General features: G+C 56.0%; 11 protein-coding genes. 5 read left to right on the forward strand and 6 right to left on the reverse strand.

Features of this window, described 5'->3' with window-relative positions; translation table 11 throughout:
• Positions 1-8 precede the first annotated feature (8 nt).
• The 4 genes from ACYPYQ_RS04935 to metE form a co-directional block, all read right to left on the reverse strand.
• Positions 9-2,732, reverse strand: coding sequence for an EAL domain-containing protein (locus ACYPYQ_RS04935; protein ID WP_459720622.1), 2,724 nt, complete (start codon positions 2,730-2,732; stop codon positions 9-11).
• Positions 2,729-3,943 (reverse strand): GIY-YIG nuclease family protein, encoded by a 1,215-nt coding sequence (locus ACYPYQ_RS04940; RefSeq protein ID WP_459720625.1) that lies wholly within the window; start codon positions 3,941-3,943, stop codon positions 2,729-2,731. Before ACYPYQ_RS04940 ends, ACYPYQ_RS04935 begins: the two co-directional genes overlap by 4 nt.
• Before the next feature lie 118 nt (positions 3,944-4,061).
• Positions 4,062-5,159, reverse strand: coding sequence for a Fic family protein (locus tag ACYPYQ_RS04945; protein WP_459720628.1), 1,098 nt, complete (start codon positions 5,157-5,159; stop codon positions 4,062-4,064).
• 108 nt (positions 5,160-5,267) lie between these two features.
• On the reverse strand, positions 5,268-7,562 hold the full coding sequence (gene metE, locus ACYPYQ_RS04950; RefSeq protein WP_459720632.1) for a 5-methyltetrahydropteroyltriglutamate--homocysteine S-methyltransferase: 2,295 nt from the start codon (positions 7,560-7,562) through the stop codon (positions 5,268-5,270).
• 113 nt (positions 7,563-7,675) lie between these two features.
• Between metE and ACYPYQ_RS04955 the strand changes: the two genes are divergently transcribed.
• Positions 7,676-8,584, forward strand: a complete 909-nt coding sequence (locus ACYPYQ_RS04955; protein ID WP_459721210.1) for a LysR substrate-binding domain-containing protein — start codon at positions 7,676-7,678, stop codon at positions 8,582-8,584.
• 116 nt (positions 8,585-8,700) lie between these two features.
• Here the strand turns inward: ACYPYQ_RS04955 and ACYPYQ_RS04960 are convergent, their stop codons facing one another.
• Together ACYPYQ_RS04960 and ACYPYQ_RS04965 are read right to left on the reverse strand one after the other, a co-directional pair.
• Entirely contained in the window at positions 8,701-10,404 is a 1,704-nt protein-coding gene (locus ACYPYQ_RS04960; RefSeq protein WP_459720635.1) for an ATP-dependent helicase, read from the reverse strand.
• Positions 10,401-11,126: a hypothetical protein gene (locus ACYPYQ_RS04965; RefSeq protein ID WP_459720637.1), complete on the reverse strand. Its 726-nt coding sequence runs from the start codon at positions 11,124-11,126 to the stop codon at positions 10,401-10,403. Before ACYPYQ_RS04965 ends, ACYPYQ_RS04960 begins: the two co-directional genes overlap by 4 nt.
• A gap of 301 nt (positions 11,127-11,427) precedes the next feature.
• Between ACYPYQ_RS04965 and ACYPYQ_RS04970 the strand changes: the two genes are divergently transcribed.
• The 4 genes from ACYPYQ_RS04970 (at position 11,428) to ACYPYQ_RS04985 (ending at position 15,572) form a co-directional block, all read left to right on the forward strand.
• Positions 11,428-12,405 carry a ParM/StbA family protein gene (locus ACYPYQ_RS04970; protein ID WP_459720640.1) on the forward strand — a complete coding sequence of 326 codons (978 nt, stop codon included), beginning with the start codon at positions 11,428-11,430 and terminating at the stop codon, positions 12,403-12,405.
• Positions 12,406-12,698: 293 nt separating this feature from the next.
• On the forward strand, positions 12,699-13,061 hold the full coding sequence (locus tag ACYPYQ_RS04975) for a hypothetical protein (RefSeq protein ID WP_459720643.1): 363 nt from the start codon (positions 12,699-12,701) through the stop codon (positions 13,059-13,061).
• Between the two features lie 260 nt (positions 13,062-13,321).
• Complete coding sequence (locus ACYPYQ_RS04980) at positions 13,322-13,585, forward strand: nicotinamide mononucleotide transporter (protein WP_459720646.1); 264 nt, start codon at positions 13,322-13,324, stop codon at positions 13,583-13,585.
• A gap of 4 nt (positions 13,586-13,589) precedes the next feature.
• Positions 13,590-15,572: a tyrosine-type recombinase/integrase gene (locus tag ACYPYQ_RS04985; RefSeq protein ID WP_459720649.1), complete on the forward strand. Its 1,983-nt coding sequence runs from the start codon at positions 13,590-13,592 to the stop codon at positions 15,570-15,572.
• The last annotated feature ends 201 nt before the right edge of the window (positions 15,573-15,773 follow it).

The raw sequence follows: 15,773 nt of genomic DNA on the forward strand, positions 1-15,773 counted from the left end.
AGTCAGGCTCACGGTCGAATCAGCCATTTACTTTCGAACTCTTCGGCAGGAATCGGTCGGCCGATGTGATAGCCTTGAGCAAGTTGGCATCCCAGAGTAAGAAGTGCATTGGCCTGCCCAGCCTGCTCGACTCCCTCGGCAAGCGTTTCCAGTTCCAGATTTTTTCCCATGGCGATGATGGTGCTGACGATGGAGTAATCGTTATGATCGGTCAGCATGTCACGCACAAAAGAGATGTCGATCTTCAACTTATTCACCGGAAAACGCTTGAGGTAGGAGAGCGAAGAATATCCGGTGCCGAAATCGTCAATCGAAAGCGAGAAACCGGCGGAAGCCAGCGCACGGGTGATGTCGATGGCGCGCTCTGGGTCGCGCATCATGCCGCTTTCCGTAAGTTCTAGTTCAATGTGACTAGCTGCAATACGGTGTTCCCGGGCGATCCGTAGCATCCGGTCTACGAAATCGTCATCCTCGAATTGTTTTGCCGCGACATTGACTGCCACCTTGCCCGGCATAGGACAATTCCGTTCCTGCCAGAGGTGTACCTGGTTACATGCTTCGTGGAGAGCCCATTCGCCCAAGCGCCCAATCAAGCCACGTTCTTCAGCTATGGGAATGAAGTCTGCTGGCGACATGATACCCCACTCGGCATCTTGCCATCTGGCCAGCGCTTCGGCCCCTGCCAGTTTGCCGTTGGATAGATACACTTGGGGTTGATAGTGGAGCTGCAAACCACCATTCACCAACGCTTCTTCCAGTCGCTTGGCAACGGTGATTTTCCGGAGCAAATCCTCGCCCATTTCAGAACGGTAAAAACGATAGCCGCCGCCATCACCCTTGGCACGGTACATTGCGATATCGGCATGCTTGAGCAGATCTTCTGTAGATCGTCCGTCTTCCGGGAAGACCGCGATACCAATGCTGGCGGATAGCATGAAACTCTGGCCGCTAATATGGAAGGTCGCGGACAGCGCACGACCGATTCGGTCGGCGATATGACCAGCCGTTTGCACAGAATCTGCGGCAATGATCACGAACTCGTCGCCGGAAAGCCGCGCCAGGGTTTCATCTTCCCGCAAAGCCAGCTTCAAGCGGCGAGCTACCTCGGACAACACCAAGTCGCCCGCATCATGCCCCATGGTATCGTTGATTTCCTTGAAGCGGTCGAGATCGAGAAAAAACAATGAAAGCCGTTGGCTACGCCGTTCCGCAACTGCCAGTTCATGCCTCAAGCGGTCCATGAACAGCGCGCGATTGGGCAGTCCTGTCAAGGTGTCATAAAAGGCCAGATTTTCGATCCGCATTTCGGCGGTCTTGCGATCCGTAACGTCCTGGATAGTGCCAATTCCCATTGCCGGCTGGTGGTTGCGGTCGAATTCAATCTCAGCCCTCTCTTCTACCCAGCGCATCTTGCCACGCGCCACGATGCGGTGCTGGACGTGATACGGCGCACCATTGATTGCCGCAGTCCAGGCTGTATTGACCATTTCCCGGTCATCTGGATGGATTTGGTCGAGAAACAACTCATGACTGATTGGCGCGTCCAGAGGCAGCCCAATGATCCTGGACACTTCCGGTGTCCAAGAAAAGGTTCCGGTCTTGAAATCCAGCTTCCAACTTCCAATATGTGCCACCTCCTGAGCGTGCAGCAAGGTAGCCTCGCTCTCCTTGAGCGCCTGCTGCAAACGGGTTTGCTCGGTCATGTCTTCCACAACGACCAGAATACGGGCTTCTTCTTCTTCTTCTTCTTCTTCCGCAAGACGCATGCCAGTAAGGGTTACACGCACTGGATTGCGCTCTGATGCTCCGACCAATCCCATGTCGAGTAGCAGATCGTGCTGGGCGATAGCGGAATCGCGCACCTCGCAGAGCTTGTCGTTGAGTCCGTCGGCAACCACAAAGGCGAGGAAAGAGCGTCCACGCATGTCTGCCTCAGTCAGATTGAATCGCTTGAGAAATGCACGGTTCGCGGAAAGTACGGTGAAATCAGAAGTTAGAACGACCAACCCGTCAGGAATGGCGCAGAACACCAGTTCCGCATATTCCTTGAGCGCAAGAATCGATCGGCGATCAGCGTGGATGTAGGTGTCGACGGCAAGCCCCATGTCCAGTAGGACGATCTTGAGGAGTGCTTGCAGGGTGGGAATGTATTGTTCATGTTCCTCGCCCATTCGTTGCCATATTTCAGGCATGATATCCACAAGGTATTTGGCGTACGCGCCGAGATACCATTGCGTTTCCAAGCCGATGCGCTGATGTGCAATGCCGACGCGCAATCGGTGACGGACATAGTCGGAGTCATAATTCCCGGCAGTGAGAGAATCGAAGTATTCGCCTTGGGTCTGTTTCAGACGCCCCAGCGTTTCGGGGTCTGGTATGAAGCGACGCGTTTCCGGAAAACGCAGCATGTGGTCGTAGAAGCGCTGGGCGAATTCAGGTCCCAATCCATCGAGTACCTCGTGGAGTTTTTTCAGGAGATGGATATCTGCTTCAGAAAAGCCGAGGAATGCCTTGCGTGTCGAAACTTCCGCATCGTTCAGGCCGAGGGCTGCAATCACTGACTCGACAGTTTCAGCAACCGGCTTCATTTCTCCGGCCCTCGCTGCCACCCATTCGGAAGAGACGAACCGGTCGTTATGCTTGCTTGCTTGCTTGCTTGCTTGCTTGCTTGCTTGCTTGCTTGCTTGCTTGCGCAATGTTCTTTCCATTACACGATGATTGTTATTTTTCATGGACTCATCCGATTACATGGCGATGGTGCACCGAACGTCTCGCAAAAAGCATGGTACAACTGTCGCTCCAGCAAACGCCAGTCTTCGCTCACTACACGGTACCTTACTCTTGCGCCCCCCTCAGCTAGTGCGCTGAATAATAATACACTACCATTGCCGCGCAAATGATCTGACAAACGCTTGCGCAAATTCCTGGTCGAACCGATATATACAACTTGTGTTCGCTCAGTCGACAGTTGGCTATCTGGCATGACGGTATCCTCACAGGGACTGGTCGCGTGGATTTCATATACGCCAGAATGGGAAGGGATCATGGCGCTGACTCCCTGTTGCGTCATGGGCAGGAGAGGAGAGAACCCACCAGCCACGGACAAATAGCTTTCACGTCCGGCACGGCGACGCCAGTCTGGGATCGCCAGATGATGGCGTATCGCGGCGACCGAGCGCCGCGTGATCAAAACTCCATATTGCTGCGCGAGCAGTGAGGCGACAGCCTCGTCTGGCAGAGGATGTTCGATACGCCTCTCCAGAATCAGCGTTTTTTCCAATTTCATCAAGTGATCAATGCGATGGCAATGGAGTTGGCGTTCGTTGGGAAGGAGTGTCGTTAATGGCTGAATTTTGCCATCCGGCATTTTGAAGGCCAGTCCACGCACTAGGCGCGACACTCTACTTACGTCGGCCACCATGGGAAGTTGGGCACGCTCTGCCAATATTCTCGTTAGACGCGCTTGGGGCATGGCTGCCAGATCAAGCGGATTCCCAGACATCAAATATTCCGCCTGAACGTCAATGAGCGAATGCATCAATGCATGAGTCAATCGGTTGCGGCTATTGATGAGGCGTAGCCGATGAAGCATGGAATGTATTTCCGGCAAAATACCTTGCGCTAGTTTCATGCGCTCTATTTCGTCCTCGTCGAAGCGGTATTCGCGGACGAAGGCCGTCCGATGGTAGACAAAGCTTGGGTAACCTTCTGACGTGCGAATTTCCCCTAATGCCAAAGGTGCACTTGAAGATCGCTCCACAGTCTGTGCGCACAGTACTGCACTATTCAGTGCTGATACTTCCACATGGGGTTTGAGCGACCGGAAATGCGGAGAAAGCTCAATTTTTTCTACGCTTCGATCATAGGCCTTGAGCGGTAAAGTGAGAAAGCGAGCGAAAACGATTTTGCCGAGCGTGGCGGCATCGAGGTTGTTGTTCTTCAAAGCGTCTCATCGTTGGATTGACAACTTGCTGCCGGTGGGTAAGTGCGCCGAGTGTCACGGCGACGCGGGTTCAAATAGCGCGATTGGGGAATTGAACCCGCGTCCTAGATGAGTGGTTTCACCGAAGCTCATACCAGACACCCCGTCCGCTACCGTGCTGGTTCAAGTGCCCACGTTCAATCAGCGTGCGGAAATGTTGCTTGAGTGTATTGCGGCTTGCACCGGTCAGTTTGATTGCCTCGCCGATCGTGACACGACCATGCTCGCGGGCAAACTCGACGATTTGTAACGAAAGTTCCGGTAAGGTGGCCAGCACCAGTTTTTCGCGCTCAACCTTCTTTTCCAGTCGCTTGACCTGCTCCGTCAGCGAACGTAGGAAGAACACCAGCCATGGTTGCCAGTTCGGGGCATCGCTGCGAATCGTCCCTTGGGTTTGACGCAGTGCCAGATAGTAGGCTTCCTTGCTTTGCTCGATGACGCTTTCCAGTGAACTATAGGGCACATAGGCGTAGCCTGATTGCAACAGCAACAAGGTTGTGAGCACGCGCGAAAGGCGACCGTTGCCGTCCTGAAATGGGTGAATTTCCAGAAACACGACTACCCAAACTGCAATGATTAGTAACGGATGCAGGTGTTTTGAATCGCGTTCTTCCTGTACCCATGTCACCAGTTCGGTCATCAAACGTGGCGTGTCGAATGGTGAAACTGTCTGAAACACGATACCGAGCTGCGTGCCGTTTTCATCAAAGGCTGCGACGCTATTGGATGTGGTCTTGTAATTGCCGCGATGCCATGCATCTTTTTCACTATAGACGAGCAGATTCTGGTGCAATTGCTTGATATGGTTTTCGGTGAATGTGATGTCTTTCCACGACGAAAAAACTAGCTCCATTACTTCCGCATAGCCAGCCACTTCCTGTTCGTCACGACTGCTGAAGTTTTTGATCTGCAGGTTGGACAGCAATCCCTCGACCTCGCGGTCGGACAATTTGCTGCCCTCAATCCGGGTTGACGAGCCGATACTTTCGATAGTGGCAACGCGGCGCAGGGCAGACAGCCTGTCTGGGGCGAGCGTCCCCAAGGCGCGCCACGCCCCCTTGAATTCATCAATTCTAGCGATCAGTGACAGAATGTCCGGGGTGATATGGATTGTGTCGGTTTTAATCACGGAACCAATGATACACCCAATTACACCCATTTCAAGTGCGCCATCCAAAACACATCCATTTACATCCAATAGATCGGGACAGGCTCCATGGCGTGCGGTTTGCCAATCAATTCCTCCCCAGCATTCAAGCTGGGGAGGATGTAAATAGACCTTGATTCAAACTGCTGCGGCACGCAAAGTTTTTGCCGCCGCCACCATGTGGGTCAGTGCGGGAATGACCTCTGCCCACTGGCGTGTCTTCAGACCGCAATCCGGGTTCACCCACAAGCGTTCGGCTGGAATACGAAGGGCGGCCTTTTTCATCAACTCCACCATGTGCTGTTCAGTCGGGATGTTGGGCGTATGGATGTCATACACGCCGGGGCCGATCTGATTCGGATACTTGAAATGGTCGAAAACATCCAGCAACTCCATATCCGACCGCGAGGTCTCGATAGTAATGACATCGGCATCCATGTCGGCGATAGCGGCGATAATGTCGTTGAATTCCGAATAGCACATATGGGTGTGAATCTGCGTCTCGTCTGTCACGCCGTTGGCAGCAATACGGAAGGATTCCACCGCCCAGTCCAGATAGGATTGCCATTGTGCGCGGCGCAGCGGCAATCCTTCGCGCAACGCGGCCTCGTCAATCTGAATGATGCGCACCCCGGCCTGTTCCAAATCCAGAACTTCCTCGCGGATTGCCAGCGCCAGTTGGTAGCAGGAAACCGAACGCGGCTGGTCGTCGCGTACGAAGGACCAGTTCAGCATCGTCACCGGCCCGGTCAGCATGCCCTTAATCGGCTTGTCGGTCAGTGATTGTGCGTATTTGATCCATTCCACCGTCATCGCTTGCGGACGTCTGATGTCGCCGAACAGGATGGGCGGCTTTACGCAGCGCGAGCCGTAAGACTGCACCCAGCCAAAGTGACTGAAGGCGTAGCCATCCAGTTGTTCGCCGAAGTATTCCACCATGTCGTTGCGCTCGGCCTCGCCGTGCACCAGTACATCCAGCCCCAGTGTTTCCTGCTCGCGCACGCAGCGCGCAATTTCAGCCTGCATCGCGCTCTGGTAGTCGGTATTGTTGATCTCGCCCGCCTTGAACTGGCTGCGCGCCTGGCGGATTTCCGCCGTCTGCGGGAACGAGCCGATGGTGGTGGTCGGATACAGCGGCAGCTTCAGAAATGCTGCCTGTTTCTCGGCGCGCACCGGATAGGCATTCTGGCGTTGTCCGAGTTCAGGTGTGATGCGAGCCAGTGCCTGCTTGACCGCCGGGTTGCTGACACGAGGCGAAGCGCGGCGGCTGGCGAGTGCGCCCTGATTCGCTTTCAATTCGTTGGCGACGGCGGCACGGCCTTGATTCAATGCGGTGGCCAGCACACGCAGTTCATCGAGTTTTTGTACCGCAAAGGCCAGCCAGGATTTGATCTCGGTATCCAGCTTCTGCTCGCTGTTCAAATCCACAGGGACATGCAGCAGCGAGCAGGACGGCGCGATCCACAAACGCTCACCAAGGCGCTCGGCCAGCGGTTCCAGCCAGTCCAGCGTGGCATTGAGGTCGGTCTTCCAGATATTGCGACCATTGATGACACCGAGCGACACGATCTTGTGTGAAGACACCAGATTCAACAGCGGCTGTATCTCGTTGCGTGCATTGATGACATCCAGATGCAGACCGGCGACCGGCAGATTGCATGCCAAATACAGATTCTCTTGCAGTGTGCCGAAATAAGTCGCCAGCAGCAGCTTGATGCGAATGCTCTTGAGGTGGTGGTAAGCTAGATTGTAAGCGTTCTGCCAATCGGCATCCAATTCTGTAACCAAGGCGGGCTCGTCGATTTGCACCCACTCCACGCCTTGTGCTGCAAGTGTGTCCAGCAGTTCGGAATAGACGGGTAACAGACGCGGCAGCAGGTTCAGTCGACTGGAGTCATCCTTGGTTTTGCCGATGCGCAGATAGGTGACGGGGCCGATGATCACCGGCTTGGCATGCACGCCCTGCGCCTTAGCCTCGGCTAGTTGCGCCAGCAGACGTGTGGCATCCAGCTTGAATTCGGTGTCGGCAGTAAATTCCGGCACGATATAGTGATAGTTGGTATCGAACCACTTGGTCATTTCGCCCGCAGCGATCCCGCTGCAACAGCCCGCATGATCCTCGGTACCTTGTGCGGAACGCCCGCGAGCGACTCTGAAATAATTATCCAGCGGATCGCCATGGTAGTCGCGTGCGCGCAGGGGTAGATTGCCAAGTGTGAGGCTCATATCAAGCACTTGATCGTAGAAAGAAAAATCGCCCACCGGACTCCAGTCTAGGCCGGATTGCACATTCCAATGCGTTTTGCGCAGTGCTGTGCCTTGGATTTTCAGTTCGGATATGGAGGACTGCCCCTTCCAGTAAGACTCCAGGGCAAATTTCAGTTCGCGTTTCGCGCCTATGCGCGGAAAACCCAAGTTATGCGTGACGACCATGATTTTTCTTTCAGATGAGAACAGGAGCGCAATGATAGAAAAATCATCCCATGAGATAAAATGATATTATTTCAACCATCAATTATTATTTTTCATGCAATAGACTTATGGGCATACTCGAACGCAGCCACCTGGAAATCATCCGCGCCGTATCACAACACGGTTCGCTGACCGCCGCCGCAGAAAAACTGCACCTGACCCAATCCGCCTTGAGCCACACCGTGCGCAAGCTGGAAGAGCAACTGGGTCTGCCGGTCTGGTACCGCGAGGGGCGCAGCTTGCGTCCGACTCAGGCAGGTGAATATCTGTTGTCAGTTGCCAACCGTCTGTTGCCGCAACTGGTGCATACCGAGGAACGCTTAAAACAATTTGCGCAGGGCGAACGCGGCAGCCTGCGCATCGGCATGGAGTGCCACCCGTGTTATCAGTGGTTATTGAAGATTGTCTCCCCATATCTCGCGCAATGGCCGGACGTGGATGTGGATGTAAAACAGAAATTTCAATTTGGCGGTATCGGTGCATTGTTTGGTTATGAAATCGACATGCTGGTAACCCCTGATCCGCTCTACAAACCTGGCCTCACCTTTGAGCCGGTATTCGACTACGAACAAGTGCTGGTCGTTGGTCCGCAGCACCCGCTGCGCGGGGTGGAATATGTACTACCCAAACAACTCTCGGGAGAAACACTCATCACTTACCCGGTCGCCATCGAGCGGCTGGACATTTACACGCTATTCCTGATCCCTGCCGGGGCTGCACCCAAGCGCCACAAAATCATCGAGACCACCGACATCATGCTGCAAATGGTCGCCAGCGGTCGCGGTGTGGCTGCCCTGCCGCGCTGGTTGGTCGAGGATCAATCAGCCAAGTTCGACGTCGCGCCGGTAAAGCTGGGGAAGCGTGGCTTGGCCAAGCAGATTTTTCTGGGATTCCGCGAGGTGGACGCTGATATAGATTACCTGCGTGCCTTCGTTGACTTGGCGGACACACACCGCAACAAAGCGAGACTATTTCTCCATTGAGGGAATAGGTGTGACCTTCCCCCCGGTTTTTCGTCTCCCAACAGGCGGGGTTGACATCCTCCCCGGCACTCATGCCGGGGAGGATGTCAAAAAGGAGCCCACCGGAGTTTGGTAATCTAAAGAAGCTCAGCTTTCCTCATGAATCTCGATTCCGGCCCATCATCAAGCGAACTGCTGATCTCAAGTCGGTTTCTGGAGCGCGTCATACCGACGTAGAACAAGCGCCTTTCCTCGGCCTCGGTAGAATCAAGGTGGGGGAGGTTCCCGTCCTCGGCCGCGATGATCCAAACGTTGTCGAACTCCAGTCCTTTGCTGCCATGCAAGGTTGAGAGAACGACCTCGGCCGCGGCAGTGTCCGAATTCAGCCTGGTCAGGGTGTTCAGCCGCTGCGCGAGAGATCCATTCAGCTTTGCCACGATGTTGGCCAGCTTCTTGAGGAGGTTTCCTCTATCGGACTTCAGGTACTGAGAAAACCAGTTCGTGGCCGCATAGATGGCCAGAGAGGTGTTGCCGTCTGCCATTTGCCGGCGCCAGTCGGCGCAACCGCGCCTCACGCCGTCGATGATTTTGATGGCGCGCACATCTTCGTTGGGTACGTGCTGGCGGATCTTTTCCAGCATCTGGTCGCAGTTCTTGTGGCTGTGGTCCAGGTTGAGCAGCTCCGGCTTGATGCCGCACATAGAGAGCGCGTTGGCCATGCCCGTCCAGTTGTCCGAATGCACACTCTTGAGCAGCCCGACAAGCGCGCTTCCTACCATGCCATCCCAGATGGACTTGCCGCCAGACAGGCGATAGGGGATAGCGTTCGCCATCAGCTCCGCCTCGACGTGCTCAAGCAAGCTGTTGGTTCTGGCCAGAACCGCCCAAGTTTGGCCGGGGGAAGACTTGATTGCCTTGGCTACGCGGCCAGCCTCATCGAGCCGATCTGCAACGCGATGCACATTGATGACGCCCACATTGGAGCGATGCGCCGTGATGGCCTTGTTGGCACGCAGCTTGTTGCAGGCGATCAGCGTTGCGGCGTGAGCAAGGATGTTCGGCGCACACCGGTAATTGACGGGTAGGGTGATCTCTTGGGAGACAAGCTGCTGGGTGATGCGCTGCATCCCCTCGTACCCGAGGGCGTTCCTGAAGGAGTACAAGCTCTGATCATCGTCGCCAACGATGGTGCACTCGATGCCTGCCTTGCCGTGCTCGATCACCCACTGCGTCTGAATCTCATCCGCATCCTGAAATTCGTCAGCCAGCAGCCAGCGTATGGAGAGCGGCTTGATACTGTCATCCCGAATACCGTTCACCACGGTCAACAGGATGTCGGAGAAGTCCATGCCGCGCTCTGTGGCCAGCAGGCCTTGGTAGGCATGGAACACATCCTCGATCTCGACATCCTCGAACTTGGGGACGCCGAGTTGGGATTTGGCGCGGTCGATGGCGGACAGCACGTCCTCGAAAGGTGCGTGGCACTTGAATTGAGAGTAGCACCGACGCAGTATGCCCATGCGCTCCCCATCAGATAGCAGCTTGATACGGGACAAGTGCTTCAGGCGGCGAATTTGCGAAAGTGCGACGGAATGGAAGGTGCCGACAGCTAAGCGCTGCGCCTCGCGCTCCCCGCACAACTGTAGTGTCCGGGCTTTAAGTTCGGCTGCAGCATCGCGAGTGAAGGTGACGGCGCAGAGCCGTCCGGTTTTGTTTTCAGAGAGGAGCCGGGCAGCGCGCATGGATAGCACGCTGGTTTTGCCCGATCCTGGACAGGCCAGAATCGAGCAATGCCCATCGGCGCTGATAGCCCGATTTTGATGCGGGTTGAGTTCGATCAAGCAACGACAGCTTCAGCAGGTTGAGCTGCGGCGGCGGCCTTCTTTGTGCGCTTCGGCTTGGTCGCTGTTGCAGCAGGTTCCGAACCTTCCGTACCGGTCTCGGTGGTAGATGCGCCATCAGTCAAAGTCAGATCGTCATCGTGCTCCTGGTCTGGTCCCTTGTTGTTGTGGGCTTTGAATGCGCGGTTCGTGATGCTCTTGATCTCGGCAGCCACGCCGATGGCCTTGCGACGCCACTTGCGCTCCATGCTCGATTTCACATCGTCGGCAATGAAACCAGCGAACCAGGCTGAGTGGACAAGGCAGATCAGCTCGTCCAGTTCGGTGATGATTTGCAGGTACTGGCCAGCCTTGTGACAGGTCAGTTTGGCCTCAACGGTCGCTGCATTCGTGTAGCTCAATCTACCCATTTCAATACCGTTATCGTCGGCGATCTTCTTGATCTGAGCTGCTACCTTGCGCAGCTCGGCCAGCGCTTTGTTGATCAGATGATCGACGGCACCGTTGACAGCCATCATGTCGCTCTGGTTTTTGATGATGGTGGGGAGCACCGCGCTCAAATTGCGCATCGACACTGCGCACTCATCGAATGCGGTATCAAAAGCCAGTTGGGCAGGGGTCGTATTCAGCGATATCGTTTTCTGGATATAGGGGTTACTGAATTCGATCTTGCGCTTCGCAGCCGGGATCTCTGCTTTCTTTACTTCCGTCTTGTCTGCCATGGTTGTTCCTTAAGTGAATGGGATGGGTATTGCGAGCATGACTTTGCCGCAGCCCCCCAAGAAAATCCTCGGAATGCGGTTCAAATTTGAACCGTATTTCAAGGATTTCAGAGAAGCATCTCTTGATAATCGCCACACGCTCCACAGGCGCACTACAGCACGCAAGGAAGATTTGAAGGCGCAGGGAAACGCGCCGCAGACGCCTTGTAGATGTGTTGAAGATGAGGGCGTGAAATTTGCGAGACGTTCGGTAGAACGCCTGTGGGTGAACTGGAATTTCACTACACACAAGGAGAATGCTGTGCAAATCGTCGGACTGGATATTGGTTACTCGAACTTGAAGGTGGCATTTGGTGAAGATGGGAAGGAGCCAGCGCTCGTAAGCCGTCCTGCCGGTGCCGCACCATCGGAGCATATCGGCCAGCGCATCATGCCTGCCGGCGCAGATGAGCCTTTGCGCGTTCTGGTGGATGGCAAAGAGTATGTCGCCGGATGCAGCCATGATCGACTGGAGAACTGGGCGCGCGAACTCCACAAGGATTACACCTCCACCGATTCCTACCGCGCCCTGTTCAATGCCGGTCTGCTGCTGTCCGGCATGACGGAGATCGATCGCGTGGTGACTGGTCTGCCGACCAGTCAATACTTCGATGACGGTCTGCGCAAGCACTTGGCCAAGACCATGAAGGGCGAGCATCAAGTCACCCCGAAGAAGAAGATCATCGTCAAGGACGTGAAGATCGTGCCCCAGCCGCTGGGCGGTTTCGTCGACTACCTCAACCACCTCGAAGATCCATCCGAGATCGAAGATGCCTCGGTACTGGTCATCGACCCGGGCTTCTTCTCGGTGGACTGGGTGCTTTTGGTGAACGGCGAATTCAAGCGCGGCTCGTCCGGTACCAGTCTCGATGCCACCTCGGTCATCCTGGACGAAGCCAGCGCGCTGATCGGCAAGGACTACGGGAGCGGCCCAGGACGCAGCAAGATGGAGAACGCGGTACGTTCCGGCCGGAACACAGTGTCGGTGCACGGCACTCGCGTCGACATCGCCCCCTATCTGGCCGCTGCTTCGGCAACAGTGGGGCACATCGTCAGCTCCCAGCTGCAAGCCTCCCTGCGCAAGGAAGAGTCAGCGGTCGATGCCATCGTGATGGTGGGTGGTGGCGCACCGTTGTTCCAAGCCGCGATCAAGGAAGCTTTCGACAAGACACCGCTGACGATTTCCGAATCGTCCGTGTTCGCGAACGCACGCGGCTTCTGGCACGGCGGGGCGGCGTAATGGACGGCGAGAGCTTGGAGGGGTCATGCGGATAACCGTCAACTATTTCGAGGGATACCCTGAGTTGGAGGCCGAGTTGGCCAAGCACTCGCCACGCGCCCGTGCTGAGCGGATGCGATTCCTTGCGGCGATGGGATTGGCTTTCATGAACGATGGTCGGTCCCACGCCGCCGCTGCACCGGCAGCAGCGCCGGTTGCTACGCAGGCAGCTCCTGCGGCAATCCAGACGACACCAGGCAAGGGTGCTAGCAGCACAGCAAAGTCCATTACGCGTAGTGTTTTCGGGCAGACGAATGACGATTAGCAATCCCTATCTTGCCGGCCTTGATCTGGCCAAGCAGCACCACGGCACAAGCGGTCAATCCGCAATGGTGAAGTGCATCCTGTCGCTGTACAACAGCCGGAACTCGTTCTCGATCAGCGAGATCTTGGCACCGCTCGACAACAAGTATTCGGCGGCGGTCTTTGCCATGCTTCACGAGTACGCGCGCCACGGCGAAACCGAGGAATTGCGGATCGCTGGCCGTTGGTGCGTCGAGAACTTCCCGCGCATGATCGAACTCGCCGATGCCATGAGCAACGCGGCCGGAGAAGTTCGTTATCGCTGGGATCGGGAGCATGAAGCAGAAATGCGCCGCTTGTATCCAGATGGCTAGCGGGAAGTCAGAAATCATGAGCGAGAAGACCGCAGTGATGTCGCGCGCCCTATCTCATGAATGGGTGTCGCTGGAACAGTTGGGGGAGGCAATACGAAGTGTTCTGCAGCACATCCCGAGTACACGGCACAACGGTTGTTGCATCCGGACGCGGAAAGACTCTGTGAGGCACTGGCCGAGATGAACTATCGGAAATTGAGTGCAGTGAAACGCGAGGTGTTCGAAGGCGAACATCTGGAAGCGCTGATGAGGTGGGTTGAATGATCGAATTGATTGAATGGGTAGGGTGCATCATCGGATTGGGCGGCGCAGCACTGCTTGCCATGAACTCCCGCCATTCTGCATGGGGATGGGTGCTATTCATCCTGTCGAATGTTGCCTGGATTGCATACGGCCTGTTGACACACGCTAATGGGTTGGTGGTCCAGCAGCTCGGCTTCACGGTCACAAGCTTGATGGGCATCTGGAAGTGGCTGGTTGTTCCGCGCCTTGCGCTCAAATCTATCCACAAAAATGGTGGATAAGGTTGTGAACAAGGCCGTCGAGCCACCGGAAATTGCTGGAGTTCGAGGTGCTGCACATACCTTGAGCGGCAACCTCGTGCAAAGAAAAATCGGTCGGCATCACATCGCCTTTTTCCGTGCAAGTCTGCAAGGGCTGGACATCGGCGACATGGCCGACAAGTATCTTGAGACCGGCATGGATCTCCGCCGCGCCAAGACGACGCTGGTGTGGATCTGGGACACGCTGCGCCAGGCTGCATTGCGACATGGCAAACATCGTGAGGCCCACCTGATCCGTCTGCGGGTGACCATCCATAGTCCCGTCGAGGTCACGGCCAAGATCCCTTCGCTGGATGAGTTCCGGGATGAGTTCGACCCGAACGGCTTCTACACCGAGAGAGAGCTGCTTCAAGCCTATCTGGAAGCCCATCCCCAGTCCGTCGATACACAAGCTCGGAAGAGGCAGCGCCTGATCAGTCGGCAGCTGGAAGCCCTGAAATGGATAGAGCCATTGATCTCTGCCGACCCTGTGCGCGAAGACTGGGTTGCGGCATGGTTCGATGAAACGATATCCAAGCGCCTGCTGCTGGCCGGGCTGCCTACGCTGGGGCATCTCTTGGATTGTATTGCCAGCGCCGGATATCGGTGGTGGATCGGCGTGCCAAGACTAGGAGAAAAGGGCGCTGCGCGTATCGTGGCGTGGCTGCGGGGCTATGAAGCCTCACTGGGGGCACTTCCGGAACTGTCACTTATGCCGCTGCGTAGCATATCCACCAGCGCACTGATCCAAACACGCCAGATGTGCACAGGAATCGTGCCGCTGGAGTCGTTTGCCTCGCCGGCAGACCTTGATGGACGGGACGGCTCGAACCGCTACCCTGGAGCACCGCGCATCGATGCAGCCAACGATTACCAGGCCATCTTTGCGTGGCTGGCCACGAAGTCCGGAAATCCGAACACGCAGCGCTCCTATCAGAAGGAAGCTGAACGGATGCTGCTATGGGCGGTGCTGGAACGCGGCAAGGCACTATCCAGCCTGTCGGTCGAAGACTGTGCCGCCTATCGTGATTGGCTTTCCATGCTCGGCCGCACAGAAGACGCAGAGTGGCCCTTCCGTATTGCGCAGTCATCATGGCTGGGTGAGAAGGGTATTGCTCGCCACAAACAAGGCTGGAAGCCGTTCGATGGGGCGCTATCGGCGCGCAGCGTGAAGTACGCCGTAACCGTTGTCAGTGGTTTGTATGAGTGGCTGGTCCGCGTACATTACTGCGCATTCAATCCATGGGTAGGGGTGTCGAAGACGCTGCGGGTCAATGCCGACGAACCGGCACCGGAGGTTGAGTTCATGCGCGCCTTCTCGGTTGGCCAATGGGAACATTTGATGTCGGGTCTGGCTGGCCAGCCGATCAGCAAACAGAACGTGAGGCTGAAGTTCGTCCTCCCGTTGGCCTATTCCACCGGCATGCGTATCTCGGAGCTGGTGGACGCGACCATTGGTCGTATCTACACCATGCCGCTCACGGATGGTGTGGGAGTGAGGTGGATGCTCAAGGTGCTGGGGAAGGGCGGCAAGTGGCGCGCAGTGCCTATTCCATCGGACACCATCGAGGCGCTGAAAACCTACCTTGACCATCGGGGCCTGAACTCGGACATCCTCAGCAACCCGCCTGAGACGCCGCTCATCGCAAGCCTGACCGGCCCGGGAGCGGTCACCACCAGTGCGCTTTCCAAATCGCTGGACGGGTTCTTTGATGACGTGGCCAGAAAACTCAAGGAAGACGGCCGGAGCATCGAGGCCAAAGCATTCGAGCAGGCTACGGTCCACTGGATGCGTCATACCTGCGGAAGCCATTTGGCGTTGAGCGGCGTTCCCCTGAACGTCATTCAGCGATTGCTGGGCCATGCCAGCCTTCAAACAACCAGCATTTATACCGATGCCTCCGATGAGAATATGTGGCGTGCGGTGGAAAGCGCAGGGCAGAGCAGATCGAGCAAGGGGGCGGTGTGATTCTGCGTTTCGAGAGCAATCAGCGCGGATACATGGTCGAGCTGAGTGAGGATCTGTTCGGAGCATATATTTTGCGCAGGCGTTGGTATGGCCTGAACAACCGGAGAGGCGGCGCAAAACAACAAGTGTTCCTCTGCATGTCAGACGCCTTGAAAGAGGTACGCCGCATTACGCGCACCCGAGAAAGGCACGGGTACAGGC

This window comes from Sideroxyarcus sp. TK5 (assembly GCF_054601595.1).

Bases quoted from the DNA above. Each gene is read 5' to 3' on its own strand.
- ACYPYQ_RS04935 (WP_459720622.1), bottom strand. From the start codon at position 2,732: ATGAAAAATAACAATCATCGTGTAATGGAAAGAACATTGCGCAAGCAA.
- metE (WP_459720632.1), bottom strand. From the start codon at position 7,562: ATGGTCGTCACGCATAACTTGGGTTTTCCGCGCATAGGCGCGAAACGC.
- ACYPYQ_RS04965 (WP_459720637.1), bottom strand. From the start codon at position 11,126: ATGGCAGACAAGACGGAAGTAAAGAAAGCAGAGATCCCGGCTGCGAAG.
- ACYPYQ_RS04975 (WP_459720643.1), top strand. From the start codon at position 12,699: ATGACGATTAGCAATCCCTATCTTGCCGGCCTTGATCTGGCCAAGCAG.
- ACYPYQ_RS04980 (WP_459720646.1), top strand. From the start codon at position 13,322: ATGATCGAATTGATTGAATGGGTAGGGTGCATCATCGGATTGGGCGGC.